The sequence below is a fragment of the Aurantimonas sp. C2-5-R2 genome, assembly GCF_036549495.1.
Classification (GTDB): Bacteria; Pseudomonadota; Alphaproteobacteria; order Rhizobiales; family Rhizobiaceae; genus Aurantimonas; species Aurantimonas coralicida_A.
This window is the reverse complement of record NZ_JAZHLJ010000008.1, coordinates 1-25,131: the sequence shown is the minus strand read 5'-3', so window position 1 is coordinate 25,131 and position 25,131 is coordinate 1. Positions and strand designations below refer to the sequence as shown.

Below are 25,131 nucleotides of genomic sequence, written 5' to 3'. Positions count from 1 at the left end.
GAAGCGGCCCGGTCGCAGATTTGTAACAGCCGACGAGGAAACCTCAAGGGCGGCGGAGAGGACAGGCCCACTCCCCGTTTGGGAACGGGGTGCATCCTTGTGCGCCCTCCGTCGAATTGACTTCGCGCTTTTCATGTCGGATGTCCTCCCGCAGCGCACTATTGGAGAAACCGCATGTCCGACATGATCGACGTCCACGACCTCAAGGTTGCGGCCATCCTGAAGAATTTCATCGACACGGAGGCTTTGCCGGACACCGGGATCGCGCCGGATGTCTTCTGGAAGGGGACGTCGGACATCCTCAACGGCCTGGCACCGCGCAATCGGGAGTTGCTGCGGATCCGCGAGGAGATGCAAGCCAAGATCGACGACTGGCACCGCGAGCGCCGCGGCAAGCCGATCGACATGAAGGAATACAAGGCGTTCCTGGGCGATCTCGGCTATCTCGTTCCGGAAGGGGCGGACTTTGCCATCGAGACCGAAAACGTCGATCCGGAAATCGCGCTGATCCCCGGTCCGCAGCTCGTCGTGCCGCTGATGAACGCGCGCTACACGCTGAACGCGGCCAATGCCCGCTGGGCCTCGCTCTATGACGCGCTCTACGGCACCGACGCGATGGGCGATCTGCCCGAAGGCAAGGGCTACGACCGGGCGCGGGGCGCGCGCGTCGTCACTTGGGCGAAGAGCTTCCTCGACGGCCTGGCGCCGCTCGACCGGATCTCGCATATCGACGTGAAGGCCTATTCGGTCGAGGACGGTACACTGGCCGCCACCTTCAACGGCGGCAAACAGGCGCGGCTGAAGAACCCGGCCGCCTTCGCCGGCTATCGCGGCGACGCCGCGGCCCCGACGGCGCTGCTGTTCAAGCACAACGGCCTGCATCTGGAAGTGACCATCGACGCGACCAACCGGATCGGCAAGAACGATCCGGCGAACGTCGCCGACATGATGATGGAATCGGCGATCACGACGATCTGCGACTGCGAGGATTCGATCGCCGCCGTCGACGCCGAAGACAAGACCGCCGTCTATCGCAACTGGCTCGGCCTGATGAAGGGCGACCTTCAGGACAGCTTCGAGAAGGGCGGCGAGACGGTGACGCGGCAGCTCAACCCGGATCGCGACTATGTCGGCGCCGACGGCGCGGCCCTCAGCCTGCCGGGGCGCTCGCTGCTCCTGATCCGCAATGTCGGCCACCTGATGACCAACCCGGCCATCCAGCTCAAGGACGGGGCCGAGGTGCCGGAGGGCATCATGGACGCGGTGATCACCGCGATGATCGCCATGCACGACCTCAAGAAGACCGGCGGCATCCGCAATTCGCGTGCCGGCTCGATCTACATCGTCAAGCCGAAGATGCACGGGCCGGACGAGGTCGCCTTCTCCGACGAGATCTTCGGCCGCGTCGAGGATTTGCTCGGCCTTGCCCGTTACACGCTCAAGATGGGCATCATGGACGAGGAGCGCCGCACGACGGTCAACCTCAAGGAGTGTATCCGCGCCGCCAAGCATCGGGTGTTCTTCATTAACACCGGCTTCCTCGACCGCACCGGCGACGAGATTCACACCTCGATGGAAGCCGGGCCAATGATCCGCAAGACCGTGATGAAGGACCGCACCTGGATCAAGGCCTATGAGGACTGGAACGTCGATGTGGGTCTTGCCTGCGGCCTGACCGGCAAGGCGCAGATCGGCAAGGGCATGTGGGCGATGCCGGCAAGGATGCACGACATGCTGGCCCAGAAGATCGCCCATCCGCAGGCCGGCGCCAACACCGCCTGGGTGCCGAGCCCGACGGCCGCGACCCTGCACGCGACCCATTACCACAAGGTCGACGTCCTCGCCTGGCAGGAGGCAATTGCCAAAAAGGGCAGCCGGGCGGTCCTCTCCGACATCCTCACCGTCCCGCTCTCCAACCGCGCCAATTGGCCGGAGGAGCAGATCCGGGGCGAACTGGAGAACAATGCGCAGGGCATCCTTGGCTACGTCGTGCGCTGGATCGACCAGGGCGTCGGCTGCTCGACCGTGCCCGATATCAACGATGTCGGCCTGATGGAGGACCGCGCCACCTGTCGCATCTCCTCCCAACACATCGCCAACTGGCTGCATCATGGCGTCGTCTCCAAGGACGAGGTGATGGAAGCGATGAAGAAGATGGCCAGAAAGGTCGACGAGCAGAACGCCAGCGATCCGGCCTACCAGCCGATGGCCGGAAATTTCGACGGCTCGATCGCCTTCAAGGCGGCCTGCGACCTGGTCTTCGAAGGGCGGGAACAGCCGTCCGGCTACACCGAGCCCGTGCTGCATCGCCGCCGGCTTGAGAAGAAGGCGCAAGCGGCGGGATAGCCCTGCTGCTACCGTGCGCACATTGCCCTGGAATCAGGGCCGAGAAAGAAAAGAGACCCGTCTGGTGACGGGCCTCTCCACTGCCGGCGGATTTCCGGTTGAACGGGGACGGGATCCAGACGATCGCGCCGGTTGGAGGGGGCGTGCCCCCTCGCTGCTGATTGGACGCGTCGCTTAGTTCGACTGCGTCGGCAGGCTCTGCTGCACGGCCTGGTTCAGAGCGTCGTTGGTGCTCTGGGCATCACAGGACTTGTCGCCCTTGTCGTTGCTGCTGGCGATCGCGTTGACCTCCAGTTCGCAAACCACGGCGGCGACGCTGATCGGCACCTGTACGGAGCCGACATCGATAACGTCCTGCGCCTGCACGGTCAGGTCGTTGAGGGCCGAGAGATCGTTGGCGATGTTCTGCGCAATGTCGTTGTTGCTGATATCGACGACGACGAGGCCCTTGCCGCCGCCGGCATCGATCTTGTTGTTGCCGGCGTTGGTTGAATTGGCCTGGGCAAAGGCCGAGCCGCCCATGGCGAGCGCGACGACGGTGGCGAGTGCTGTGGTCTTGAACATTGTAAGCTCCATTCCTCGAGTTGAGCTGTCCCTGTCGGCACCTCTAACCAACTGATTGCAGGAGCGTTCCCGGCGTGGAGCCAAAAAATTACAGCGCCGTGATATGACCCCCTTACGGTCACGGAGGCGGCGTATTTCCGCCGCCCATGCGGCCTTTTACGGCATCCTTGAAGGGTCTGTGTCGGGCGTCGAAGAGGGGCCTGGGGCCACAAGGGACGGCAAAGCCGCGTCCCAGCCTCTCTTGCCGCGCCCTGGATGAAGCTCCACCCGACGCCCATGAAAAAGCCGCCGGAGGGATGCCCTCCGGCGGCTGTTCGTATCATGGGAGCGGTGCGGAGATGGGCCGCGCCGCGTCCGGCAAAACCCTATCGGCGGCTGCGCGGCTTCGCCGCTGCGCTGGCGCTGGCCGCGCGCCGGGCACGGCGATTAGGGCCTCCCGCCTTGGCGGGACTGGATTTGGCGGGCGCCGGTTCGCTTTTTTGCGGTGCAGATACGCGCTGGGCGGCCGTCTTGGCCACAGCTGGCTTCGGGGCCTCGGCGCCGCCGACTTTGTTCGTCGTCTCCTGCTGGAGCCTGGGCGCGGAGTTGGCAACGGCCTTCACCGGCTGGGTCTTCGCCGGGTTGGCCGCAGGCGTCTCGGCGCCGGGCTTGGGCGCCGACGCTTCGGCGAAGAGGTTCGGTTCTGAATCGTTCGCCGCCCGTTTCGCTTTCGAGCCCGACGCTTTGGATGTCTGATCCTTCGGCTTTTTGGCTGTCTTGGCGACAGGCGTTGTCTTTCCCTCATCTCTTACCGATGACGCAGCCTTGGTATTGGCCGCGGCGGCGTTCGCATTGTCGGCAGACCGCCCAGCCTTCGCCTTCGCCGCCTTGCCGGCCTTTGCTGTCTTGTCGGCCTTCGCCTTTGTCTCAGGAGCCGGCGTCGCCGCTGTCGGCGCTTCGTCGGCGGCGGCCAGCTTGGCGACTTCGGTCTCACCGATGATGGTCTTGCCGAGCTTTTCGGCCTTTGCCTCCCGCTCGGCGACGGCGCCCTCGCGCCGCGGCGCGACATCCTTGTGAGGCTGGGTCGCGTTGGCGTGGGTGGTCCCGTGCGTCAGCGCGAAATCGACGATGCGCGGGCAAATCTCGGCGCGGAAGCGCGAGCCGTTGAAGACGCCGTAATGACCGACCTTCGGCTGCACGTAATGGACGCGCATGTCGGCCGGGATGTTCGAGCAGAGCCGCTGCGCCGCCTCGGTCTGGCCGACGCCGGAAATGTCATCGTTCTCGCCCTCGACGGTGAGCAGCGCCGTGCGCTTGATCTTGGTCAGGTCGATGCGCTTGCCGCGATGCATCATCTCGCCCTTCGGCAGCGAATGCTTGATGAACACCTCGTCGACGGTCTGCAGATAGAACTCGGCGGTCAGATCCATTACCGCATTGTACTCGTCGTAGAACTCGCGGTGCTTGTCGGCCGAATCCCCGTCGTCCTTGACCAGGTGCCAGAAGAACTCCTTGTGGGCGGTCATGTGCCGATCGAGATTCATCGACATGAAGCCGGTCAGCTGCAGGAAGCCCGGATAGACGGGCCGCGTGAAGCCCGGCTGCGGAAACGGCACCGTCATGATGACGTTGTCGCGGAACCAGTCGATGCCCTTGTCCTCGGCCAGCCGGTTGACCGCGGTGGGGTTGATGCGCGTATCGATCGGGCCGCCCATCAGCGTCATCGTCGCGGGCGTGCAATCGTCCTCGTCCGCTTCCATCAGCGCCACCGCCATCATCACCGGAACGGCCGGCTGGCAGACGCCGATGATGTGGGTATCGGGTCCGAGGAACTGGAGCATCTCGATGAGGTAGTCGACATAGTCGTCGAGGTCGAAACGACCGTCGGTCACCGGGACGTGACGGGCGTCGTTCCAGTCGGTGATGTAGACGTCGCCATAGGGAAGCAGCGCTTCCACCGTACCGCGCAGCAGGGTCGCGTAATGGCCCGACATCGGGGCGACTAGCAGAAACCGGGGGTCCTCACCGTGCCGCTTGGGCAGTTCGCGGTCGAAATGCAGCAGCCGGCCAAAGGGCTTCTCCCACACGACCTTGTCCTGCACCGGCACGCGTTGACCGGCGACGACGGTTTCGTCGAGGCCGAATTCCGGCTTGCCATAGACCCGCGTGGTGCGCTCGAACAGTTCGGCCGCCGCCGCGATGGAGCGCCCGGCCGTGGTTTGCGACAGTGGATTGAGCGGATTTTGGTAGAACAGCCGGGTGACGTCGGCCATGGCCCGCAGCGGCGTAAGCGCCGCGTGGTTCCATTCATAAAAATGATACAACATCAACTCCCGCTATGCCTTCCTGAATAAATTAGCAAATTTTGCTGCAATGCACAAATAGGGAGCCGAGGTCGATTTTAACACCGGCACATGGCTGCTATAGCCATTTGATGAGCACCCTTTGGGCTTCGATGCCCGCTTCCTCCAGCATCTCGTCTACTCGCTGATTCGCCAGTATAGCCGGGTGTCGCTTGCGCGAGACCGTCATGAAACCGTTACGTGCATAGAGCGCCGCTTGACGGCAGTTGTCGACAGTCGCTGGTATGCCAACGGCCCGATGGTCGAACCACCGTGCCCTCTGCGTCACAGCGGCGATGAGGGCGCCGCCGATGCCGCGACGTCGATCCGGCGTCAGGACGCGGTGATCGGCGAGCCAGTAGAGATCGCCGCGCTCTTGCGCCGCTGCGTAGCCGACCGGGTGGCCGTTGCGCTTGGCCACGGCGACGAAAATTTCGTGGGATAGCAGGAATCGGACGAAATCCGGCAGCGTTGATGGCTCCACTGGAATTTCGTTCCCAGGCTCCGGCGGCCGGGTGGCTGCCTCCTGGCGGATCGCCAGCAATGAATCGGCCGCGCCGGGCTCCATCATGCGAATGCGGTAGCCTTTCGACGCCAGACCCTTGAATGCTTTGCGCCCCGGCTTCTTGCCCATGGCTTCCCGTGCCGGAGAGCGGCCGCTAGATCACATCAAATCGGATCGATCTTATCCGATTTCCTACGACGCGATCGATTTCCGTTGCCGAGCCCGCCAACCGTGTGGTCGGCTCCAACTATGAAGTGCATGGACTGTAGTCGCGGCACCAGCTCATGAGCAAGGCTCAGATCGCGATGATCGCGGCACCCACCATGCGGCCGGTCTCGAGGTCGACATGGGCTTCTGCGGCTTGATCAAGACGGTACTCCCGACCAATCCCAGCGGTAATGTTCCGTTGTATCATAGCCAGTACTTCCTTCGCAGCGTCGCGGTAGATATCCTTGTCGCTCGCATAGCTCATGATGCTCGGCCGGGAGAAACAGATCGCCCGCAAGGGCGCGAACTCCTCAATGGTGAGCGGCGGGATCGGGCCGGCAGCCTGACCGATGCTGGCGACAGTGCCGAGGGGTCGGGCGCAGGCAAGGGTCTTGCGCAACATTTTTCCGCCGATACCATCGACTGCGAAGTCAACTCCCCTCCCCATGGTCAGCTTAGCAACCTCGTCGACAATTTCTGCATCGCGACCTACGATCACGTGGTCCGCGCCATTGTTCCGCGCCGCCGATGCCTTTTCCGGCGAGCCGACCGCTCCGATTACAGTGGCGCCAAGGTATTTCGCCCATCGCGTGAGCATGCTGCCAAGCCCACCTGCGGCTGCATGAACGAGCAAGACGCTTTCCTTGCTGACCGGATAGGTGCACCTGAGCAGCATATGCACCGTCATGCCGCGCAGCATCGATGCAGCGGCGCTGTGTGAAGAGATCGTATCTGGCAGAGCTATAGCCCGCCACGCGGGTAACAGCCGCGTGGCCGCATATGCTCCGGGGAGAGCGGTATATACGATACGCTGCCCCACCTTGGCGTCGTTTACATCATCGCCAAGAGCTTCGATGGTCCCGACGCCCTCCACACCGAGAATGCCGGGAGCGGGCAACGGGTAAAGGCCTGAGCGAAAATAGATATCAATGAAGTTGACCCCAATCGTCTCGTGCCGGATGCGCACTTCGCCCGGCCCCGGCTCCTGCGGCGGCCAGTCCACCATTTCCATCTGATCTATCGACCCCGGGCGTTTCAATTTGACGGCTTTGTTCATGATGGCCTCGCTTTCTCTCAGCAACATAGGTGCTCGCCGAACTGTTATAAATTTCCTATATTGAACCAATGGATGGGAAAAAATTAACAGAGATGGATTGGGAGGATCTGCGCCATTTTGCGGCTTTTGTGGCCCGCGGCAGCCTCTCAGGGGCTGCCCGTCAGCTTGGCGTCGAGCATGCGACGGTGGCCCGCCGCATCGCATCCCTGGAGTCGGAACTGGGGATGAAACTCGTTGATCGACGGGGTAGGCGGCTCACGCTGACGCCGGACGGGGAACGCGTCGCGAGCGTCGCCACGCGGATCGCGGTCGAGACACAGGAACTGGCGCGTCTGGCACGCGGTGCGAACGCGGAGCTCAAGGGTGACGTCATTATCAGTGCCCCACCCGCCTATGCGGCAGCTTTTCTGGCGGGGCCCCTGGTCAGGCTGAGGAAACGCCACCCTGACCTGCGCCTCCGAGTTTCGGGGGAAGGGCGCGTCGTTTCATTGGACCGGCGCGAAGCCGACATAGCAATCCGCCTCAGCCGACCCACGGCGGGGGACCTAACGGTGACGAAACTCGGCGAGGTGCGGTTTCACCTCTACGCGCTCACCCGCTATCTGAAAGAAACGGCAAGATCCGACTGGAATTTTATCGGCTTGGACGGATCGATGGCTCATTCACCCCAGCAATCCGCAGTCGAGCGGATGACCGGGGGGCATGACTTCGGGCTGTCATCCGACCACCTTGAGATTCAACTTGCCTTTGTTTTGGCGGATGGGGGCGTGGCCATGTTGCCCGAATTCATGGCGGCGCCCAAGGTTTCGCTCGACCGGGCCTGTCCAGACGATCCGCCGCTTATTCGCGAGGTTTGGCTTATCATCCACTCCGACATGATGTCGGCCGCCCCGATACGGGCGGTTGTCGATTTCCTAAAACTGTCTCGCTCGTAGTGTTCGTTTTTGTCGGCAGTAAATCATTGAGGCAGCCCGCCCGGTAGAACCAACGGGAGCTTCGACCAACACGATGTTCGGATGGCGTCATTGAAATAGCTCGCACGGAAAGCGGGCGAAAAACCGGTCGCCGCTTTTCGTCATCCCTGCTCTAGCCGTCGTAACCCTCGACAATGATCGTGTCGGCCTCGGCATATTGCTGCCGGAGCGGCTTGACCTGAAGTCACTCCAGGTCGGTAGTCTTCTCAAGGCAGATGGATCTCGGGACCTTGAATGACATGAAAATCGCGGAAGTGGCTGCGAAATGCGGCTTGAGCATCGACACAATACGATATTACGAGAAGGCTGGCATTTGCCCTGCCCTCCGCCGGGGGTCTGATGGAAAGCGACACTTCTCACCGGAGGACGTGGATTGGCTGACCCTTCTCGCATCCCTTCGCGAAACAGGGATGCCGACCAAGGCGATGAAACACTTCGCCGGGCTCTACCAGCAGGGAGACGGGACAGTCTCCGAGCGGAAGACGATGCTCCTTGAGCACGAGAAGCGTCTGCAGGTCCAACAAGCATTACTCGCGAAGTGCAGAAAGCTGCTGACCCATAAGCTCGCGCGATATGACGACATACTGGGAGGCAAATCATGAAAATCATCGTTGTCGGAGCCGAGGGAGATATCGGCGAAGCAGCCTGCGAGGAACTCGGCAGGCGACACGATCTCGTCCGTGTGGGCCGTTCGAGCGGAGAAATCCAGGTCGATATGTCTGACCCTTCCTCGGTCGATGAAATGTATGCACGCGTCGGAACGGTGGACGCGGTTGTCTCGACAGCGGGGATGTGCATTTCGCGCCGCTGGGTGAACATACCGCGGAAACGCTCATGCTTGGCCTGCGTCAAAAGGTAATGGGACAGATCAACCTTGTCGTCGCCGGATTGAAGTCGGTTGTGGAAGGTGGGTCTTTCACACTGACGAGCGGCGTGCTCGATCGCGACCCAATTCGCATGGGCGTCGGTGCCGCAACGGCGAACGGAGCGCTCGGTGGATTCGTCGTCGGGGCAGCCATTGAGATGCCCCGCCGACTGAGGATCAATGTCGTCAGTCCCGGTCTGTTAGATGTCTCGGTGCCGCGATATGGGCAGTGGTTTCCGGGCCACGACCCGGTTTCGTCTGAGCGCGTCGGACGTGCCTATGCGAAGAGCGTCGATGGCGCGATCACCGGCCAGGTCATCATCGTCGATTAGACTAGCCCTACACTGCAGACTTGGCATAGACATCGATCAAAGGGCACTTTGGACGGACTCCCGCTTCGCCCCGCGAGCGGACCACCACGATGTGCAGGCATCGCCATTGAAACAGCTTGTGCGGGATACCGGAGGAAAACCGGTTCCGGTTTTCCTCACCCTGCCCTAGCCGTCGTAGCCCTCGATGATGATCATGTCGGCCTCGGCATAGCGCTGCCGGATCGCCTTGGCCTTCTGATACTGCTCACTGTGGTAGCAAGCCTTGGCGGTTTCGACGCTGTCGAAGGCGATGACGACGTTGCGGCTCCGCGCGGTGCCCTCGAGCGCCTCGAACGCGCCGCCGCGGGCAAGGAATGTCGCGCCATATTCGCGAAACGCCGGCGCGGCGGCCTCGACATAACCCTTGTAGCCCTCGGGGTCGCGCACGTCGACGCGTGCGATCCAGTAGCCCTTTGCCATCAGTCTCTCTCCCTTTGAGCGCTTAGCCCCACCGGCCGGCGCGTTGCTGCGAAGCGTCCTTGCGCCTTGGAGGCGAGCGCCGCCGCCATCTCGTCAAGGATCACGAGGGCGGCCTCGCGTGGGTTTGCGGCCGCGACGATCGGCCGGGCGACGACGAGGTGCGAGGCACCCGCGTGAAGCGCGTCGGCCGGGGTCGACACCCGCTTCTGGTCGCCGGCGGCAGCGCCGGCCGGCCGGATGCCGGGCGTGACGATTGCCATGTCAGGGCCGATCAGGGCGCGCATCGCGGCCGCCTCGTGCGCCGCCGACACGATGCCGCCCAGGCCGATGTCCCGTGCCTGTCCCGCCCGTAGCCGCACGAGGTCCGAGACGCCATGGGCGTAACCGGCCGCCTTCAGATCGGCATCGTCGAGGGAGGTCAGCACCGTGACGCCGAGCAGCGTCAAATCCGTGCCCTTCGCCGCGTCGACGGCGGCCTGCATGGCGTGCGGATAGGCGTGGATCGTCAGCATCGACGCGCCGAGCGCGAGCGCGCTGTCGACCCCCTTGGCCACCGTGTTGGGAATGTCGAGGAGCTTCAGGTCGAGAAACACCCGCTTGCCGGAATTGGCGAGGTCGGTGACCAGCGGCAGCCCGCCCGCATAGGCCAATTGATAGCCGATCTTGTACCAGGACACGGCGTCGCCGAGCGTCTCGACAATCCGCTCCGCCTCGGCGCGGGTGGACACGTCGAGCCCGACGATCAGCCTGTCGCGCGCCGCATTGCTGGCATTCGCGTCGCTCAATGGGCTTCCTCCCAATTGCCGGCCGCCTTGACGTCGACCTCGATCGGCACGGTGAGTTCGACGCGCGGCAGCGCCGCCCCCTCCATCACCTGCTTGATGACGGGCAGGCTCGCCTCGACCTCGTCCTCATCGACCTCGAAGATCAGTTCGTCATGCACCTGCAGAAGCATTTGCGCCGACAGGCCGGCGGCGGCGAGCGCCGGCTCCATGCGGATCATGGCGCGGCGGATGATGTCGGCGGCGGTGCCCTGGATCGGCGCGTTGATCGCGGCGCGCTCGCTGAACGCGCGCACCGACGGGTTCGGCCCCCTGATGTCGGGATAATGCGCCCGCCGGCCAAACAGCGTCTCGACGTAGCCATGTTCCTTGGCGAAGGTCTTGGTCGCGTCCATGTAGTCGCGAATGCCCGGAAAGCGCTCGAAATAGCGCTTGATGTAGAGCCCGGCTTCCTCGCGCGGAATCGACAGCTGGTTGGCCAGCCCGAAGGCCGAGATGCCGTAGATGATGCCGAAATTGATCGCCTTGGCGCGCCGCCGCACCATCGGGTCCATGCCCTCGACCGGCAGGCCGAACATTTCCGACGCGGTCATGGCGTGGATGTCGAGCCCCTCGCGAAACGCCTCCTTCAGCTGCGGAATGTCGGCGATATGGGCGAGGATGCGCAGCTCGATCTGGCTGTAGTCGGCCGAGACCAGCTTCTTGCCCTTGGGCGCGACGAAGGCGGTGCGGATCGCCCGGCCCTCCTCGGTCCGCACCGGGATGTTCTGCAAATTCGGCTCGGAGGAGGAGAGCCGCCCCGTCGTCGTCGAGGCCATGGCATAGGAGGTGTGGATGCGCCCCTGATCGTCCATATGCGCCGGCAGCGTGTCGGTGTAGGTGCCCTTCAGCTTGCTGAGCTGGCGCCAGTCGACGATGCGGCGCGGCAATTCGTGGCCCTCGGCCGCCAGTTCCTCCAGCACCCGCGCGTCGGTCGACCATTGGCCGCTCTTGGTCTTCTTGCCGCCCGGCAGGCCGAGCTTGCCGAACAGGATTTCGCCGAGCTGCTTGGGCGAGCCGGGATTGAACGCCTCGCCGGCCATCTCGGCGATCTCGGCTTCGAGCCCCGCCTGCTTCTGGGCGAAGCGGCCCGACAGCCGCGACAGGATCTGCCGGTCGGTCTTGATACCGCGCTGCTCCATGCGCGCCAGCACCGGCACCAGCGGCCGCTCGAGCCGCTCATAGACCGAGGCGAGGCCCTCGGCGACGAGGCGTGGCTTCAAGACCTGCCACAGGCGCAGCGTCACGTCGGCGTCCTCGGCGGCGTATTCGGTGACCTTGTCGATCGGGCAGGCGGCGATCGCCTTGGCGCTCTTTCCCGAGCCGCAGAGCTCCTTGTAGGACACCGGCTTGTGCCCCAGGAAGCGTTCCGACAATTCGTCCATCCCGTGGCCGTCCAGCGAGGACGAGGCGTCGAGGGCGTAGGAGATCAGCATCGTGTCGTCGAAGGATTCCACCGCGATGCCGTGCTGGAGCAGGACGAGGTAGTCGTATTTGAAGTTCTGGCCGATCTTCAGGATCGACGCGTCCTCGAGGACGGGCCTGAGAATCGCCAGCGCTTCATCGAGCGGCAGCTGCGGGCCGATCTCGTCTTCCGCCGCCTTCTCCGACAGAAGGTCCGCCTCGCCGGAGGGCGAGATATGGCCGAGCGGCAGATAGGCGGCGCGGCCCGGACGGGTGGCGAAGGAGACGCCGACGAGGTCGCAATTCATCGCCGAAAGCGAGCTGGTCTCGGTGTCGAAGGCGAGAATCCCGGCCTCCCGCGCCTCGCTCATCCAGGCTTGAAGCGTCGCGGCGTCGCGGATCGTCACATAGGCGGAGCGGTCGAACATAGCCGAGGTGGCCGCCGCCCTGCGGCTTTCGACGAGCCCGGCGGGGGTGAAGGGCAGCAGGGCCTCGCCATCGCCATGCGGCGCGGCCGGCGCGGACGGATCGAGGTCGGGACCGCGCGCCGGGCCCGTGACCGTGATCGCGGCGGTCTCGACCTCGGCGGCATTGGTGTCGAGCCGGGCAGCGACGCGCCGGGTCAGCGTCGTGAACTCCATCGCCTTGAGAAAGGCGATCAGCTTCTCGCCGTCGGGCTCGTGGATGAACAGATCGTCGAGCGGCGTGTCGAGCGGCGTCGCCTCATCAAGTGTCACCAGACGCCGCGACAGCCGCGCCTGGTCGGCGAATGCGATCAGGTTCTCGCGCCGCTTGGTCTGCTTGATTTCCGGCGCGCGGGCGAGCAACGTTTCGAGGTCGCCATATTCATCGAGCAGCTGCGCCGCCGTCTTCGGGCCGATCCCCGGCACGCCCGGCACGTTGTCGGAGGTATCGCCGACCAGCGCTTGCAGCTCGATCATCTTGTCCGGATAGACGCCGAACTTCTCCTTCACTTCCTCCGGCCCGAGGCGTTTGTCCTTCATCTGGTCGTAGAGGATCACGCACGGCCCGACGAGCTGCATCAGATCCTTGTCGGACGACACGATGGTGACATCGCCGCCCGCTTCCAGCGCGTGGCGGGTATAGGTCGCGATCAGATCGTCGGCCTCAAAACCCTGCTTTTCGATGCACGGCAGATCGAAGGCCCGCACCGCCTCGCGGATCAGCGAGAACTGCGGCACGAGGTCTTCCGGCGGCGCCTCGCGATTGGCCTTGTACTGGTCGTAGAGCTCGTTGCGGAAGGTCTTCGAGGAGTGGTCGAAGATCACCGCGAAATGCGTTGGCGCGACGCCAACGGAGGTGTCGCGCGATTCCTCGACCAGCTTCCACAGCATGTTGCAGAAGCCGGAGACCGCGCCGACCGGCAGGCCGTCGGATTTGCGGGTCAGCGGCGGCAGCGCGTGATAGGCCCGGAAGATGTAGGCCGAGCCGTCGACGAGGAAGAGATGATCGCCTTTTTGCATGGGCCGGAGATAGCTTGGCGCCCGCCCCAAGTCCATCACTCCGGCGCCGGGATATGCGGTGGAGCGTCGGCCGGACAGGCCTCGTCGAAAATTGCGCGGCGGGAGGATCGCTAGCCGCGAAATCCCGTGCCCCTTGCATTGTCGGGCCGCTTTCTATTTGTTACCGCGAATTAAGGTTGCCATCACGGGTATGTGACATGCGCGCAGGCGCGCTCCCTTGATTTATATCCACCCAAGTCGCATTTTAGCTTAGGCGATGCCTCACGGCGTCGCGTTCGGCCGAAGCACGTCCCCCGCTTAAGCCGAATCAAGAGCGATGCGGCCCTCTTCCCCCTCTCCAGGGCCTTCGCTCGACGGAAGCGAGAGAGTCGTTGCGGTGTATCCCCCTCCAGGCCGCGGCGGCTCTCTTTGCGTTTGGGATTACGTTACGTCGTTATCTATCTGGCCAGGCCACGAAACCGTCGCCACTATCCTGGCCATATGTCGGTTTTCGCATAGATTCTCTGCCGGCCCGTCGCGAGCCCGGAGTCGCATCCCTATCCCGCCATCGCCGCCTTCAAGGCTGGATAAAGCGCGCGATAGCGACGCCAGGCGGCCTCATAGGCCTCCGTCTTGTCTCCGCCCGGCGCAAAACGCCGCGCGATCGGCGGTTCGCACATGACCGATGCTGGATCGGCGCCGGTCGCGGCGCACAGGCCGAGTCGCGCGGCGCCGAAGGCCGCGCCGAAATCGCCAGCCTCGGGCAGCGCGATATCGCAGCCGAGCACCGTCGCCATCAGCTTCAGCCAATAGGCCGAGCGCGAGCCCGCACCGACGGCGATCAGCCGCTCCGGCCGCGCACCCGCGCCGCCCGCTTCCAGGCAATCGCGCATGGAAAAGGCGACGCCTTCGAGCACCGCCCGCGTCATCGCCTCACGGTCGGTGCCCGCCTCCAGACCCGCAAAGACGCCCCGAATGTCGGCATCATTGTGCGGCGTGCGCTCGCCGGACAGATAGGGCAGGAAGACCAGCCGCCCGGGCTCGGCGATTTCCTCGCCCAGCGCACCGGTCAGCGCTTCCGGCTTTTCGTGCAGGAGCTGCGACAGCCACCCAACCGAGCCCGCCGCCGACAGCGTCACGCCCATCTGGTGCCAGAGGCCGGGGATGGCGTGGCAAAAGGTGTGCAGCGCCGTTTCCGGCGCCGGTGCGTAGCCCGCCGTCGCGGTAAACAGGACGCCGGAGGTGCCGAGCGACAGAAAGCCGCTGCCGGGTTCGGCGACACCCACGCCGCAGGCCGACGCGGCGTTGTCGCCGCCTCCGCCGGCGACGACCGTTCCCGCCTTCATCCCGAAGGTGGCGGCGAGTTCCGGCCTGAGCCCGCCCGAAACCTCGGTGCCCTCGACGAGACGCGGCATGTGGGAAAGCGACAGGCCAGTCTTCTCCAGCATGCGGTCCGACCAGTCGCGCCTGCCAGTGTCGAGCCATGACGTGCCGGCGGCGTCCGACATCTCGGACACCGTCTCGCCGGTGAGCCAGAGCCGCAGAGTGTCCTTCGGCAGCAGCACTTTTCGAACCTTGGCGAAAATCTCCGGCTCGTGGCGCGCGACCCAGACGAGTTTCGGCGCAGTAAAGCCCGGAAAGACGATATTGCCGGTGATCGCGCGCGATTCCGCGTCGTCGAGCTCGCGCGCTTCTTCGTGGCTGCGCGTGTCATTCCACAGGATGCAGGGGCGCAGAACCCGGTCGTCCACTCCCAGCAGCGTCGCACCGTGCATATGGCCCGAGAGCCCGATGCCGGCGACGGCGGCAAGGTCGTCCGGATGCTCGGCCTTCAGCTTCGCCAGGACATCTTCGCAGGCCGCGATCCAACTTGCCGGGTCCTGCTCCGACCAGCCGAAGCGAGGCCGCTCGACCTTGAGCGGCACCGAGACCGAGGCGATGGCGCGCTGATTATCGTCGATCAGCAGCGCCTTCAGCGAGGATGTGCCGAGGTCGAGGCCGAGGTAATTCCGCATAAGACTTCACTCTTTCCTGCTCGCGGACGCCGCACCCGCCGCCGCTTTCGTCAGAAACGATACCAGAGGGCGGTGATCAAGCCCCGCTCCTTGATCGCGTTGGTGCCTGCCACGGTCGCAAAGCCGCCCGCCTGCAACGACCATTGCTCGTTGAAATCGTAGACCATCGAGAGTTGCGCCTTGTGATAGGCATAGGTCTCGACATCCTCGCCGCCGCCGGCCGAGAACGTTGCAAAACCCTGGGCGAGTAGCAGGATGTTCGACCACGGCCGGATGCCGAGGGTGAGGTCGAGCTTCACTTCGTCCGGCCCGCCGCCGACCCGGTAGCGATAGGCTGCTTGCGCGTCGACGAAGGCGGGATAGTCACCGAGCGTGAAGCCATAGCCGGCCAGCGCCCGGACCTCGATTTGCGGCGCGTCCCAACCAAACGTGTCGACCACCGCGTCGGCCGCGCCAAAGGCATCCTCGACCCGAGCCGAAATCTGGCCGGAGGCGACGAAGCCGTCGGCCTCGTATAGGCGCAACCGGCCGCCGATCCCGACATGCGACAACCCCGGTCGGGCGAAGGGCAGATCGCCCTCGCGCTCGGCGCCGAATTCGCCATCGCCAAGAAGTGTGAACGTCTCCGTGAGGCCGTATTCGACGAGGATTGCGACCGCGCCTTTTTCGAAGTCCGATCGCGGGGCGGGATACCCGTCCGCGTCGAATGCCGCGTCGGCTTGCGAGTAGAGGCCGGTGACGATCGCCTGACCCGTGCCCTCCTCCAGCGTCCAGGCGCCTGAGTGGGCAGGGCTGCTTGCACCGACGAGGATCGCGGCGGACACGACAAGGGCCACCAACGCTGGCTGGATGCCGCCGGCGCGACTCCGTTCAGCGACGCTCCCGACGGCGCGTCGCGCACGATCCCCCCTCACCGCCGGCATCAGTGCCCCTTTCATGAGACACCGCATCCGTCGAAGAGTTTAAATAGAGACTACGAAAGGCCGCAACCAGATTCTAAGGCCGGCGACCAATCGCGGATGACCGCACCGCGCGGCCTCGCCGTTTCGAGGCGGCTAAATGCTGCGGCGAAGCAGCGCCATTTGATCGCGCACGTAGCGCCGCATCAACTCGGGCGCGGATGCGCCGAACATCCGAATGCGGCCGGTATGGGCGAGGAGCAGCAGGCCTGCGGCATGGGCGAATATCTCCACGGTCAGCCGGTTCGCTTGGTACCGTTCGGCGCCCATTGCCTCCGCCGCCCGCCCGATCGGCGCCAGCGCCGCGCCGAGACGGGCATTCAGTCGCTCGTCCCGCGCTACGCCGAGCCCCTGCGGCTTCATGCCGCCGCGCAGGAGGTAAAAGCCCAGATCGAGATCGCGCGGGTTTTCGGCGTAGAAGCCGAAAAAGGCCATCGCGGCGGCTTCAAGTTCGTCGTCAGGCCGACCCAGCCCTTCCACGGCGGCATCCACGGTCTTCTCCAGCCGCCGCAACGAGGCTTCCAGCACCTCGGCATAGATCGCTTCCTTGGAGTCGAAGTGGAAATAGAGGGCCGCCGGGGTGTAGCCTGCGGCCTTGGCGATAGAGCGCAGGCTGGCGCCGTCGAGGCCATCGGCCTCGAACACCCGGCGCGCCGCATCGAGAATGAGCTCGCGCTTCATTTCGCCGACGGCCCGGCGGCGATCCGCTTGCCCGTTGCCCATCGCGATTTCGTCCCTTGATCTTACATTTGACATTTTTTCTAACAGTGTTCAAATCTGCTTGCAATACACAATGAGGAAATCCGCCATGATGATGTCGTCCGCCGAGTTTCGCGAGTCCCTCCGCCGTTACAATCCGCGCGTCTTCGTCAATGGCGAGCGGGTGGCGAGCGTCGCCGACGCACCATCGCTGCGGCCCGGGATCAACGCCATCGGCGTCACTTACGACATGGCGCTCAAGGAAAAGCATGCGGCGCTGATGACCGCCCGGCAAGCGACATCCGGCAAGACCGTCAACCGGATGCTGCATATCAACGAGACATCCACCGACCTGCTCTACAAGCTCGAAGCCGTCCGGCTCGTCTGCCAGGAATCCGGCTGCGCCCAGCGCTACCTCGTCCATGACGCGCTGAACGGCCTGTGGCAGGCGACCAAGCGGGCCGATGCCGAGCACGGGACGGATTATTTCGAGCGCTTCCTCGTCTATCTCCATCGCGTTCAGGACGAGGACCTAACGCTTGGCATCGCCATGACCGACGCCAAGGGCGATCGGTCCAAGCGGCCCGGCGATCAGGCCAATCCCGACGTCTATGTGCACGTCAAGGAGCGCCGCTCCGACGGCATCGTGATCTCTGGCACCAAGGCGATCGTCACCGGCGCGCCCTACGTCCACGAATTCCTTGTCATGCCGTGCCGGACCCACCGGCCGGAGGACGCGGCCTGTGCCGTTGCCTGCGCCGTGCCGGTCGACGCGGAAGGCGTCACCATCGTTGCGCGGCCCGCTGGGCGTCCTGGCGAGGCGGCGGCGAAATTTTCCGGCACCTATGGCCAATCCACCGGCGTCGTCATCTTCGAGAACGTGTTCGTGCCGCATGAGCGTGTGTTCATGGACGGCGAAACCGTCGAGGCCGGTTACCTGACCACCTCCTACGCCACCCATCACCGGCATTCGTGCATCGGCGCGCGGGCGGGCTTCGGCGACCTCCTGATCGGAGCCGGCGCCCTGATGACCGAGGAGAACGGCCTCGACCCGGACAAGCACGGGCATATCCGCGAGGCCATGGTCGAACTCATCACCATCACCGAGAGCTTCTATGCCTGCGGCGTCGCCGCCTCGGTCTACGGCGTCAAGGACGGCTCTGGTAACATCATGCCCGACCCGATGTTCTCCAATGTCGGCAAGCTGCTGCTGGCGACCAAGATCTACGACATGCACCGCGTCGCCCATTACGTTTCCGGCGGCCTGATCGTCGCCTTGCCGGGTCCCGACGAGGATCACAATCCGGAGACCAAGGCCTCGCTCTCGGCTGTCCTCGCCGGCCGGCCGGACATTCCGGCCGAACAACGGCTGGAGGTCGCGCGGCTGATCGAAGATCTGACCGCCTCGCATCAGGGCGGCTGGTACTCGGTCATCTCGCTGCATGGCGGCGGCTCGCCGGAAGCCATGAAACGCGAGATCTGGCGCAACTATCCGGTGCTGGAGAAGGTCGAACTGGTGGAGCGGCTGCTCGGCCGCGGCGTTCTCGACGAGGGCCAGCGGGTGTCGAAGCAGCCCGGCCGTTGCTGCGCCACCGGCTGCGAGGTGCCCGAACCGCCGACGGTCGCCCGCACCGAAAGCAGCATTTCCGTTCCGGACGCCGCCGAGTAGACTGCCGCCCGAGGCAAAGCGTGAACGGCCGCAGCAACGCCGGCCGCGCCGCGATCGGGAGGGACAGTCATGGCGAGCCGCTACCACGAAGTTTATGATTCCTGGCGCAAGGATCCTGAAGGCTTCTGGATGCAAGCCGCGCGGGATCTCGCCTGGACGAAGGAGCCGACCCGCGCGCTCGACGCCGATGCCGGGGTCTATGGCCGCTGGTTTCCCGACGGCGAATGCAACACCTGCTTCAATGCGCTCGACCGCCATGTCGACGCCGGCCGCGGCGACCAGGCGGCGATCATCCACGACAGCCCGGTCACCGGCACCAAGCGGCGCATCACCTATGGCGAGCTCCTGCGCCAGGTGAAGGCGCTGGCGGCGAGCCTGACCGATCTCGGCGTCGAAAAGGGCGACCGGGTGATCATCTACATGCCGATGATCCCGGAAACGATCGTCGCCATGCTGGCCTGCGCCCGGCTCGGCGCGATCCATTCGGTGGTGTTTGGCGGTTTTGCGGCGCGCGAACTCGCCACCCGCATCGACGACGCCACCCCGAAGCTGATCCTGTCGGCCTCCTGCGGCATCGAGCCGACCCGGCAAGTCGAATACAAGCCGCTGCTCGACAAGGCGATCGAACTGGCGACGCACAAGCCGCAAGCAACGATCGTCCTGCAGCGGCCCGAACGCACCTGCACTTTGGTCGAGGGCCGCGACCACGACTGGGCCGTCTCGCGCGACAAGGCCTTCGCCGAGATCGAGGCTGGCCGCGACGTGCCTTGCGTTCCCGTCAAGGCGACCGACCCGCTCTATATCCTCTACACCTCCGGCACGACCGGAAAGCCCAAGGGGGTCGTGCGCGACAATGGCGGCCACATGGTCGCGCTCCACTGGTCGATGGACGCGATCTTCGGCACCAAGGCCGGCGAGGTGTTCTGGGCGGCATCCGACGTCGGCTGGGTCGTCGGCCATTCCTATATCGCTTACGCGCCACTGCTGAAGGGCTGCACGACGGTTCTCTACGAAGGCAAGCCGATCGGAACGCCCGACGCCGGCGCCTTCTGGCGGGTCGTCGCCGAGCACGGGGTCAAGGTGCTGTTCACCGCGCCGACGGCGATCCGCGGCATCCGCAAGGAAGACCCCGACGGGGCGCTGGCCGCGCAGTATGATCTGTCGCAATTCGAGGCGCTGTTCCTGGCCGGCGAACGCGCCGACCCGGATACGCTGATCTGGGCGGAAAAGACCCTCGACCGTCCGGTGATCGACCATTGGTGGCAAACCGAATCCGGCTGGCCGATCGCCGCCAATCCCAAGGGCCTTGGCCTGCTGCCGATCAAGCGCGGCAGCCCCGGCGTCGCCATGCCCGGCTACGAAATCCATGTGCTGAACGAGGCGGGCAAGGAGGCCGCGCCCAATGAAATGGGCGCAATCGCGGTGAAGCTGCCGCTGCCGCCGGGCGCGCTGCCGACACTGTGGCACGCCGAGGACCGCTTCCGCGACGGCTATCTGTCGGCCTTTCCCGGCTATTACTCCACCTCCGACGGCGGGTTCATTGACGAGGAAGGCTATCTCTACGTCATGGGCCGCACCGACGACGTGATCAATGTCGCCGGCCATCGCCTGTCGACCGGCGAGATGGAGGAGGCGGTCGCCGGCCATCCGGCGGTCGCCGAATGCGCCGTCATCGGCATGCGCGATGAACTGAAGGGCGAGCTTCCCTGCGGCTTCGTCGTTCTCAAGAACGCCAACGGCCAGGATCGCGACGAGATCGAGCGCGAACTCGTCGCCATCGTGCGCGACCGCATCGGCCCGGTCGCCGCCTTCAAACGGGTCGTCATCGTCGACAAGCTGCCGAAGACGCGCTCCGGCAAGGTGCTGCGCCGCACGATGAAGGCGATCGTCGACCACGATCCGTTCGACATGCCGGCGACGATCGAGGACGCCAGCGCCATCGAAGACGTCAAGCGCGCGGTGGGGTGAGGGATCTGCTAGCCCCGAACAAGCCGCGGACCTTGCAAGGCCTCGCATCTGTATATACTTTCTTGATATGAATATACAGTGCGGAGAGTTGATGATGGCGCTTTACATCCGGGACCCTGAAGTCGACGAACTCGCCAGGAAGCTTCGCGCCATGACCGGGGCCAAGAGCAAGACGGACGCCGTCCGACGGGCGCTGCGGAACGAGTTGCGCCGGGCGCGCCGGCCCGAGCGGTTCGACGACCGGAACGCCAAAGTGATGGCGATGGCTGATGCCCTTGGCTCGTCGCAAACGCTTCCCTTCGACATGAAGGCCTTCACCGACGCGATGTGGGACGACGCCTGATGATGATCGACGCCTCGGCGATCGTGGCGATTCTCAACCGCGAGCCCGACGCGGAGAGATTGAAGCGCGCGATCGAAGAGGCGGACTCGCCCCTGTACACCTCGCCCCTTGCGCTGTTCGAGGCGACGCTCGGCCTGGCCCGCGCCAAATCCGATCCGCGCCGCCGCCCGACGGCGGAAGAGATCGCCGCAGCGGACATCGTCGTGCTTGAATTTGTCAAAGCCAACACGCTCGAGGTCGTGGCCGTCGGCCCACAAACGGCGGCGCGCGCCCTGCGGGCGGCTGCGACTTACGGCAAGATCGTCGGCCACCCGGCGGATCTGAATTTCGGCGACTGCTTCATCTACGCCAGCGCCAAGGAAATCGGCGCGCGCCTTCTCTACACCGGCAACGACTTCGCGAAGACCGACCTTGCATGATCTTCGCCGAAGACACCGCCACCGCCCCCCGGTTCCTCTTCGCCCCGTTTCCGGCTAGAAGCCCGGCGCGGCCCATAAGCACGGGTTCCGGAGACCGCTCATGAATGATGCAGCACTGCCCCAGGACAATGGCGAGACCCAGGCGCGCCTGCTCGCCCAGGCCCTGCCCTTCATGCAGGCATACGAGAACAAGACCGTCGTGGTGAAATATGGCGGCCACGCCATGGGCGATCCGGAACTGGGCCAGGCGTTTGCCCGCGACATCGCGCTCTTGAAGCAATCCGGCGTCAACCCGATCGTCGTCCATGGCGGCGGCCCGCAGATTGGCCGGATGCTAACCCAGATGGGCATCGAATCGCGCTTCGAGGGCGGCCTTCGCGTCACCGACGAGGAAACGGTGAAGATCGTCGAGATGGTCCTCGCCGGCTCGATCAACAAGGAGATCGTCGCCCTGATCAACGCCGAGGGCGAATGGGCGATTGGCCTGTGCGGCAAGGACGGCAACATGGTCTTCGCCGAAAAGGCCCGCAAGACCGTCGTCGATCCCGACTCGAACATCGAGCGGGTGCTCGATCTCGGCTTTGTCGGCGAACCGGTCGAGGTCGACCGCACGCTGCTCGACCTCTTGGCCCGCTCCGAAATGATCCCGGTGATCGCGCCGGTCGCCCCCGGCCGCGACGGCGCCACCTACAACATCAACGCCGACACCTTCGCCGGCGCCATCGCCGGCGCGCTGGAAGCCTCGCGCCTGTTGTTCCTCACCGACGTTCCCGGCGTCCTCGACAAATCCGGTCAGTTGATCAAGGAGCTGTCGGTGGCGGAGGCGAAGAACCTGATCCGTGACGGCACCATTTCCGGCGGCATGATCCCCAAGGTCGAAACCTGCATCGAGGCGATCGAGCGCGGCGTCGAGGGGGTGGTCATCCTCAACGGCAAGAAACGCCACGCCGTCCTGCTGGAACTTTTGACCGAGCACGGGGCGGGCACGCTGATCGTGCGGTGACGGGCATCCGGCCGGGCAGAAAATGCTCGGATCAGCACCGCCGCCTTGGTCGCACGGCAGCATGTCCCAAGATGCAAATCCTCGCCATACAAGCACTGGCGTTGTAGACTGACGGTCTGGCAAACCGGCGGACAACCAAAAATCGGGCTGTTCATCCGGTCGCCGATCGACCAGAACGCCGTATCCGCTTTCGGCCGGCATGGGTCGCGGGCCGGATCGGCGGCAAATTCGACATAGACGAAAAGGAGCCACGATGGCGAGAAAGCCCAATTTCGATTTCGAGCGTCAGGAACGCGATAAAGCCAAGGCTGCCAAGAAGGCCGCGAAGGCCGAGGCCAAGGCCGCCGCCAAGGAGCAGGCAGCCCCCACTCCAGTGCCCCCGGAACCGCGGGACTGATCCTTTCGTCCGCCATCCATCGGGGTACAGATCTTCAGGGACGAAGGTCTGCCCATCGCAAGTCGGGTCGGAACGACGCTGAACACCGCCGCGGACATGCGGGTGTGAGCGGCGGAACGGCCGGCAACCTCCAGGTCGGGATCAACGCGGTGCAGCTGGAACTGGCGACGCCATACCCTCCGCAGGACTTCCTTGCTTGTCAGTTCGAGATCGGTCGCGGACGACATCGGGCAGATCGATGATCGATCCCGTCGCGCCTGTCCGAGACGACCCGCTGTTCGATCTGGGCTGGTCCGCGTTCTTTTCAGAACAGCTCACATCGGATGACGATGGTCTCCAGCCGGTGCGCGTCGCGAGGGTTCATCGCTCGCGCATCACCGCCCTGTCACCCACCGGCCCCGTCGAGCCGGTACTGCCGGCCGACCTCCCGATCAGCCACTTCGCGGTCGGCGACTTCGTGCTGGTCGATCCCGAGACGCTGCTCGTCCGACGCCGCCTCGACCGCCGGTCGATCCTCCAGCGCCGGGTGTCGGGCACGCATGTCCCGCAATGTGCCGGCGCCAACATCGACACGCTGTTCATCGTCACGTCGTGCGATGCCGATTTCAATCCGGCCCGGCTCGAGCGTTATCTGGCCGTGGCCAACCAGGCCGGAACGGAGCCGGTCATCCTGTTGACGAAGGCGGATCTCGCGACGGATCCGCAAGCCTTTCATCGCCAGGCCAGCGCGTTGCAGCGCGGCCTCGACGTGGTGATCGTCAATCCCAAGGCAAGCGAGGCGGCGCTAGCGCTGGCGCCGTGGTGCGCCCGCGGGCAGACGGTGGCGGTGGTCGGATCGTCGGGTGTCGGCAAATCGACGCTGGTGAATACGCTGGTCGGGTCGGACGCGGCGGTGCCGCAGCTGACCGGCGCCGTCCGCGAACACGATTCCAAGGGACGCCACACGACCACCGCGCGCTCGCTTCATGCGATCGCGGGCGGCGGCTGGGTCATCGATACGCCGGGGATCAGGACGCTACAGGTCAGTGACGTCGCCGACGGTCTCGACCGACTGTTCGCGGAGATCACCGAGCGCGCGCCGCTCTGCCGATTCAGCAACTGCACCCATGCGCACGAGCCGCAATGCGCCGTTCAGGCCGGCGTCATCGCCGGCGACATCGATCCCGAACGGCTGGCACGCTGGCGCAAGCTGAAAGACGAGAACGCCGACAATGACCTAGCCGAGACGGGTTGGGCTGGCCGCTCCGGTGGCGGGCGCAAGAAGCGACGTTGACCCGGGTCCTCGGCAAGTCCGGCCAGCCTCCGCGAGGGGGCTGTCGATGTCGGAGGCGAAGAAGTCGATCCACGACGGGACGATGTCCGGCCGGCATGACCCCCGAGATCGAGGCCTGCATCGCGGCGATCGCACGCGGCGTCGAGGGCGTCGTCATCCTCAACGGCAAGAAGTGCCACGTTGTGCTGTTGGAACTGCTGACCGCATGGCGCTGGGAGGCCGATCGTCAGGTAACGATCGGCCTCCGCCTCTGGCCCGTGAAGCAGTTTTTCTTGGCGAGTGAAATGAACTGGCAATAGCGGGCAATTTCCGAAAGCCTCAAAGCTGGGCTGACCATCTTTATCGAGCAGTCGGAAGACGGAATTATCATTTGGACACACGCTACATCTTTATCCATGCTACTTCGGATCGCCTATTGAATGCCGGCGCCGAAGGACAAATTTAAGATGGTTGATAATCCGAAAGCGAGAAATGTAAGAAAAAACCTCGTGGAGGAGCTAGATTCTGTAGTTAAAAAATATAAAAGACTTGGAAGAATTAATTACATATTTTCATACACTCTTATGTCGTTAACGATAATATCAAGTGTAATGGCAGGTATAATCGGTGTCTTTTCGTCGATAGATGCGAAATGGGTGGGTGCCCTTGCTCTGGTTCCCGCATTCGCCTCTCTAACCGCCAGTGCTCTTAAGCACCAAGGGAAAGCAAATTGGCATTATCGAAAAGTTGACAGAGCTCGTGCCCTACGCAGACAACTGGAGTATGGGCTTTCCCATCCCCCAACTACAGAGGATATAGCCAGAGTCGCGCATGCTCTAAGAGTCCGTTTCGAAACTCACTGCGGCGGGTTCAAAGGCCCCTCGGATGGTCGCTCCGCAATGACATGATACCCGATTTCCGCGGGTTTGGGCGTCCCGGGTGAACCATGGAGGCTGGTCTTGGCAGGGTTTCGAAACGGCCTCTAACTGAGATCGATATCTTGCCTATCCGGTTGTTACCCACGCCCACTAAATGTGGGGTGCGCCCATTCCCCGGAGTAAAGCCCGTCAAAGGTCGGCGCAGCTGCCT

The 25,131-nt window shown here is 64.4% G+C and carries 22 protein-coding genes and 1 pseudogene; 13 read left to right on the top strand and 10 right to left on the bottom strand.

Annotation, left to right across the window (positions count from 1 at the left end; all coding sequences use genetic code 11):
* Positions 1 to 174: 174 nt before the first annotated feature.
* The gene (locus VQ044_RS05830; protein WP_327645985.1) at positions 175 to 2,346 is read left to right on the top strand and encodes a malate synthase G; all 2,172 of its coding nucleotides are present in this window, start codon (positions 175 to 177) and stop codon (positions 2,344 to 2,346) included.
* 174 nt (positions 2,347 to 2,520) lie between these two features.
* Here the strand turns inward: VQ044_RS05830 and VQ044_RS05825 are convergent, their stop codons facing one another.
* The 4 genes from VQ044_RS05825 to VQ044_RS05810 all read right to left on the bottom strand — a co-directional run bounded on the left by VQ044_RS05825 (position 2,521) and on the right by VQ044_RS05810 (position 7,000).
* Complete coding sequence (locus tag VQ044_RS05825; protein ID WP_327645984.1) at positions 2,521 to 2,910, bottom strand: hypothetical protein; 390 nt, start codon at positions 2,908 to 2,910, stop codon at positions 2,521 to 2,523.
* A 365-nt stretch (positions 2,911 to 3,275) separates the two neighbouring features.
* Positions 3,276 to 5,216 carry a polyhydroxyalkanoate depolymerase gene (gene phaZ / locus VQ044_RS05820; protein ID WP_327645983.1) on the bottom strand — a complete coding sequence of 647 codons (1,941 nt, stop codon included), beginning with the start codon at positions 5,214 to 5,216 and terminating at the stop codon, positions 3,276 to 3,278.
* Positions 5,217 to 5,310: 94 nt separating this feature from the next.
* The gene (locus tag VQ044_RS05815; RefSeq protein ID WP_327645981.1) at positions 5,311 to 5,865 is read right to left on the bottom strand and encodes a GNAT family N-acetyltransferase; all 555 of its coding nucleotides are present in this window, start codon (positions 5,863 to 5,865) and stop codon (positions 5,311 to 5,313) included.
* Between the two features lie 166 nt (positions 5,866 to 6,031).
* Positions 6,032 to 7,000: a quinone oxidoreductase family protein gene (locus VQ044_RS05810; RefSeq protein ID WP_327645979.1), complete on the bottom strand. Its 969-nt coding sequence runs from the start codon at positions 6,998 to 7,000 to the stop codon at positions 6,032 to 6,034.
* 68 nt (positions 7,001 to 7,068) lie between these two features.
* Between VQ044_RS05810 and VQ044_RS05805 the strand changes: the two genes are divergently transcribed.
* From VQ044_RS05805 to VQ044_RS05790, 4 genes are all read left to right on the top strand, one after another.
* On the top strand, positions 7,069 to 7,935 hold the full coding sequence (locus VQ044_RS05805) for a LysR family transcriptional regulator (RefSeq protein ID WP_327650867.1): 867 nt from the start codon (positions 7,069 to 7,071) through the stop codon (positions 7,933 to 7,935).
* A 278-nt stretch (positions 7,936 to 8,213) separates the two neighbouring features.
* Positions 8,214 to 8,576: a MerR family transcriptional regulator gene (locus tag VQ044_RS05800; RefSeq protein WP_327645976.1), complete on the top strand. Its 363-nt coding sequence runs from the start codon at positions 8,214 to 8,216 to the stop codon at positions 8,574 to 8,576.
* Positions 8,573 to 8,833: an NAD-dependent epimerase/dehydratase family protein gene (locus VQ044_RS05795; protein WP_327645974.1), complete on the top strand. Its 261-nt coding sequence runs from the start codon at positions 8,573 to 8,575 to the stop codon at positions 8,831 to 8,833. Before VQ044_RS05800 ends, VQ044_RS05795 begins: the two co-directional genes overlap by 4 nt.
* Complete coding sequence (locus VQ044_RS05790; protein WP_327645973.1) at positions 8,809 to 9,171, top strand: hypothetical protein; 363 nt, start codon at positions 8,809 to 8,811, stop codon at positions 9,169 to 9,171. The genes VQ044_RS05795 and VQ044_RS05790 overlap by 25 nt, the downstream gene beginning before the upstream one ends.
* A 165-nt stretch (positions 9,172 to 9,336) precedes the next feature.
* Here the strand turns inward: VQ044_RS05790 and VQ044_RS05785 are convergent, their stop codons facing one another.
* From VQ044_RS05785 to VQ044_RS05760, 6 genes are all read right to left on the bottom strand, one after another.
* Complete coding sequence (locus VQ044_RS05785; protein WP_327645971.1) at positions 9,337 to 9,630, bottom strand: DUF1330 domain-containing protein; 294 nt, start codon at positions 9,628 to 9,630, stop codon at positions 9,337 to 9,339.
* Complete coding sequence (pyrF, locus tag VQ044_RS05780; protein ID WP_327645970.1) at positions 9,630 to 10,415, bottom strand: orotidine-5'-phosphate decarboxylase; 786 nt, start codon at positions 10,413 to 10,415, stop codon at positions 9,630 to 9,632. The genes VQ044_RS05785 and pyrF overlap by 1 nt, the downstream gene beginning before the upstream one ends.
* Entirely contained in the window at positions 10,412 to 13,339 is a 2,928-nt protein-coding gene (gene polA, locus VQ044_RS05775) for a DNA polymerase I (protein WP_327645968.1), read from the bottom strand. Before polA ends, pyrF begins: the two co-directional genes overlap by 4 nt.
* Before the next feature lie 536 nt (positions 13,340 to 13,875).
* Positions 13,876 to 15,333 (bottom strand): xylulokinase, encoded by a 1,458-nt coding sequence (gene xylB, locus VQ044_RS05770; protein WP_327645967.1) that lies wholly within the window; start codon positions 15,331 to 15,333, stop codon positions 13,876 to 13,878.
* A gap of 50 nt (positions 15,334 to 15,383) precedes the next feature.
* Positions 15,384 to 16,271: a hypothetical protein gene (locus VQ044_RS05765; RefSeq protein ID WP_327645965.1), complete on the bottom strand. Its 888-nt coding sequence runs from the start codon at positions 16,269 to 16,271 to the stop codon at positions 15,384 to 15,386.
* A 117-nt stretch (positions 16,272 to 16,388) separates the two neighbouring features.
* Positions 16,389 to 17,015, bottom strand: a complete 627-nt coding sequence (locus VQ044_RS05760) for a TetR/AcrR family transcriptional regulator (RefSeq protein ID WP_327645963.1) — start codon at positions 17,013 to 17,015, stop codon at positions 16,389 to 16,391.
* A gap of 85 nt (positions 17,016 to 17,100) precedes the next feature.
* Between VQ044_RS05760 and VQ044_RS05755 the strand changes: the two genes are divergently transcribed.
* The 8 genes and pseudogenes from VQ044_RS05755 to VQ044_RS05720 form a co-directional block, all read left to right on the top strand.
* The gene (locus VQ044_RS05755; protein WP_327645961.1) at positions 17,101 to 18,660 is read left to right on the top strand and encodes a 4-hydroxyphenylacetate 3-hydroxylase family protein; all 1,560 of its coding nucleotides are present in this window, start codon (positions 17,101 to 17,103) and stop codon (positions 18,658 to 18,660) included.
* A 69-nt stretch (positions 18,661 to 18,729) separates the two neighbouring features.
* Entirely contained in the window at positions 18,730 to 20,628 is a 1,899-nt protein-coding gene (locus tag VQ044_RS05750; RefSeq protein ID WP_327645959.1) for a propionyl-CoA synthetase, read from the top strand.
* A 91-nt stretch (positions 20,629 to 20,719) separates the two neighbouring features.
* Complete coding sequence (locus tag VQ044_RS05745; RefSeq protein WP_327645957.1) at positions 20,720 to 20,971, top strand: type II toxin-antitoxin system VapB family antitoxin; 252 nt, start codon at positions 20,720 to 20,722, stop codon at positions 20,969 to 20,971.
* A complete protein-coding gene (locus tag VQ044_RS05740) occupies positions 20,971 to 21,390 on the top strand; it encodes a type II toxin-antitoxin system VapC family toxin (RefSeq protein WP_327645955.1) in 420 nt (139 codons plus the stop codon). The genes VQ044_RS05745 and VQ044_RS05740 overlap by 1 nt, the downstream gene beginning before the upstream one ends.
* A gap of 100 nt (positions 21,391 to 21,490) precedes the next feature.
* Entirely contained in the window at positions 21,491 to 22,393 is a 903-nt protein-coding gene (gene argB, locus VQ044_RS05735) for an acetylglutamate kinase (protein WP_327623715.1), read from the top strand.
* Between the two features lie 253 nt (positions 22,394 to 22,646).
* The gene (locus VQ044_RS05730; RefSeq protein WP_327623716.1) at positions 22,647 to 22,790 is read left to right on the top strand and encodes a hypothetical protein; all 144 of its coding nucleotides are present in this window, start codon (positions 22,647 to 22,649) and stop codon (positions 22,788 to 22,790) included.
* Positions 22,791 to 23,028: 238 nt separating this feature from the next.
* Positions 23,029 to 24,063 carry a ribosome small subunit-dependent GTPase A gene (gene rsgA / locus VQ044_RS05725; protein WP_327645954.1) on the top strand — a complete coding sequence of 345 codons (1,035 nt, stop codon included), beginning with the start codon at positions 23,029 to 23,031 and terminating at the stop codon, positions 24,061 to 24,063.
* A gap of 40 nt (positions 24,064 to 24,103) precedes the next feature.
* Positions 24,104 to 24,297, top strand: a pseudogene (locus VQ044_RS05720) (acetylglutamate kinase); the annotation flags it as partial.
* Positions 24,298 to 25,131 lie beyond the last annotated feature (834 nt).

What these genes read in the sequence shown, in the direction of transcription:
- VQ044_RS05750 (WP_327645959.1), top strand. Translation starts at nt 18,730, where the DNA reads ATGGCGAGCCGCTACCACGAAGTTTATGATTCCTGGCGCAAGGATCCT.
- VQ044_RS05825 (WP_327645984.1), bottom strand. Translation starts at nt 2,910, where the DNA reads ATGTTCAAGACCACAGCACTCGCCACCGTCGTCGCGCTCGCCATGGGC.
- polA (WP_327645968.1), bottom strand. Translation starts at nt 13,339, where the DNA reads ATGCAAAAAGGCGATCATCTCTTCCTCGTCGACGGCTCGGCCTACATC.
- VQ044_RS05755 (WP_327645961.1), top strand. Translation starts at nt 17,101, where the DNA reads ATGATGATGTCGTCCGCCGAGTTTCGCGAGTCCCTCCGCCGTTACAAT.
- VQ044_RS05760 (WP_327645963.1), bottom strand. Translation starts at nt 17,015, where the DNA reads ATGGGCAACGGGCAAGCGGATCGCCGCCGGGCCGTCGGCGAAATGAAG.
- VQ044_RS05830 (WP_327645985.1), top strand. Translation starts at nt 175, where the DNA reads ATGTCCGACATGATCGACGTCCACGACCTCAAGGTTGCGGCCATCCTG.
- VQ044_RS05800 (WP_327645976.1), top strand. Translation starts at nt 8,214, where the DNA reads ATGAAAATCGCGGAAGTGGCTGCGAAATGCGGCTTGAGCATCGACACA.
- xylB (WP_327645967.1), bottom strand. Translation starts at nt 15,333, where the DNA reads ATGCGGAATTACCTCGGCCTCGACCTCGGCACATCCTCGCTGAAGGCG.
- VQ044_RS05805 (WP_327650867.1), top strand. Translation starts at nt 7,069, where the DNA reads ATGGATGGGAAAAAATTAACAGAGATGGATTGGGAGGATCTGCGCCAT.
- VQ044_RS05810 (WP_327645979.1), bottom strand. Translation starts at nt 7,000, where the DNA reads ATGAACAAAGCCGTCAAATTGAAACGCCCGGGGTCGATAGATCAGATG.
- VQ044_RS05790 (WP_327645973.1), top strand. Translation starts at nt 8,809, where the DNA reads ATGCTTGGCCTGCGTCAAAAGGTAATGGGACAGATCAACCTTGTCGTC.
- rsgA (WP_327645954.1), top strand. Translation starts at nt 23,029, where the DNA reads ATGATCGATCCCGTCGCGCCTGTCCGAGACGACCCGCTGTTCGATCTG.
- argB (WP_327623715.1), top strand. Translation starts at nt 21,491, where the DNA reads ATGAATGATGCAGCACTGCCCCAGGACAATGGCGAGACCCAGGCGCGC.
- VQ044_RS05795 (WP_327645974.1), top strand. Translation starts at nt 8,573, where the DNA reads ATGAAAATCATCGTTGTCGGAGCCGAGGGAGATATCGGCGAAGCAGCC.
- phaZ (WP_327645983.1), bottom strand. Translation starts at nt 5,216, where the DNA reads ATGTTGTATCATTTTTATGAATGGAACCACGCGGCGCTTACGCCGCTG.
- VQ044_RS05730 (WP_327623716.1), top strand. Translation starts at nt 22,647, where the DNA reads ATGGCGAGAAAGCCCAATTTCGATTTCGAGCGTCAGGAACGCGATAAA.
- VQ044_RS05745 (WP_327645957.1), top strand. Translation starts at nt 20,720, where the DNA reads ATGATGGCGCTTTACATCCGGGACCCTGAAGTCGACGAACTCGCCAGG.
- VQ044_RS05785 (WP_327645971.1), bottom strand. Translation starts at nt 9,630, where the DNA reads ATGGCAAAGGGCTACTGGATCGCACGCGTCGACGTGCGCGACCCCGAG.
- VQ044_RS05740 (WP_327645955.1), top strand. Translation starts at nt 20,971, where the DNA reads ATGATGATCGACGCCTCGGCGATCGTGGCGATTCTCAACCGCGAGCCC.
- VQ044_RS05815 (WP_327645981.1), bottom strand. Translation starts at nt 5,865, where the DNA reads ATGGGCAAGAAGCCGGGGCGCAAAGCATTCAAGGGTCTGGCGTCGAAA.
- VQ044_RS05765 (WP_327645965.1), bottom strand. Translation starts at nt 16,271, where the DNA reads ATGAAAGGGGCACTGATGCCGGCGGTGAGGGGGGATCGTGCGCGACGC.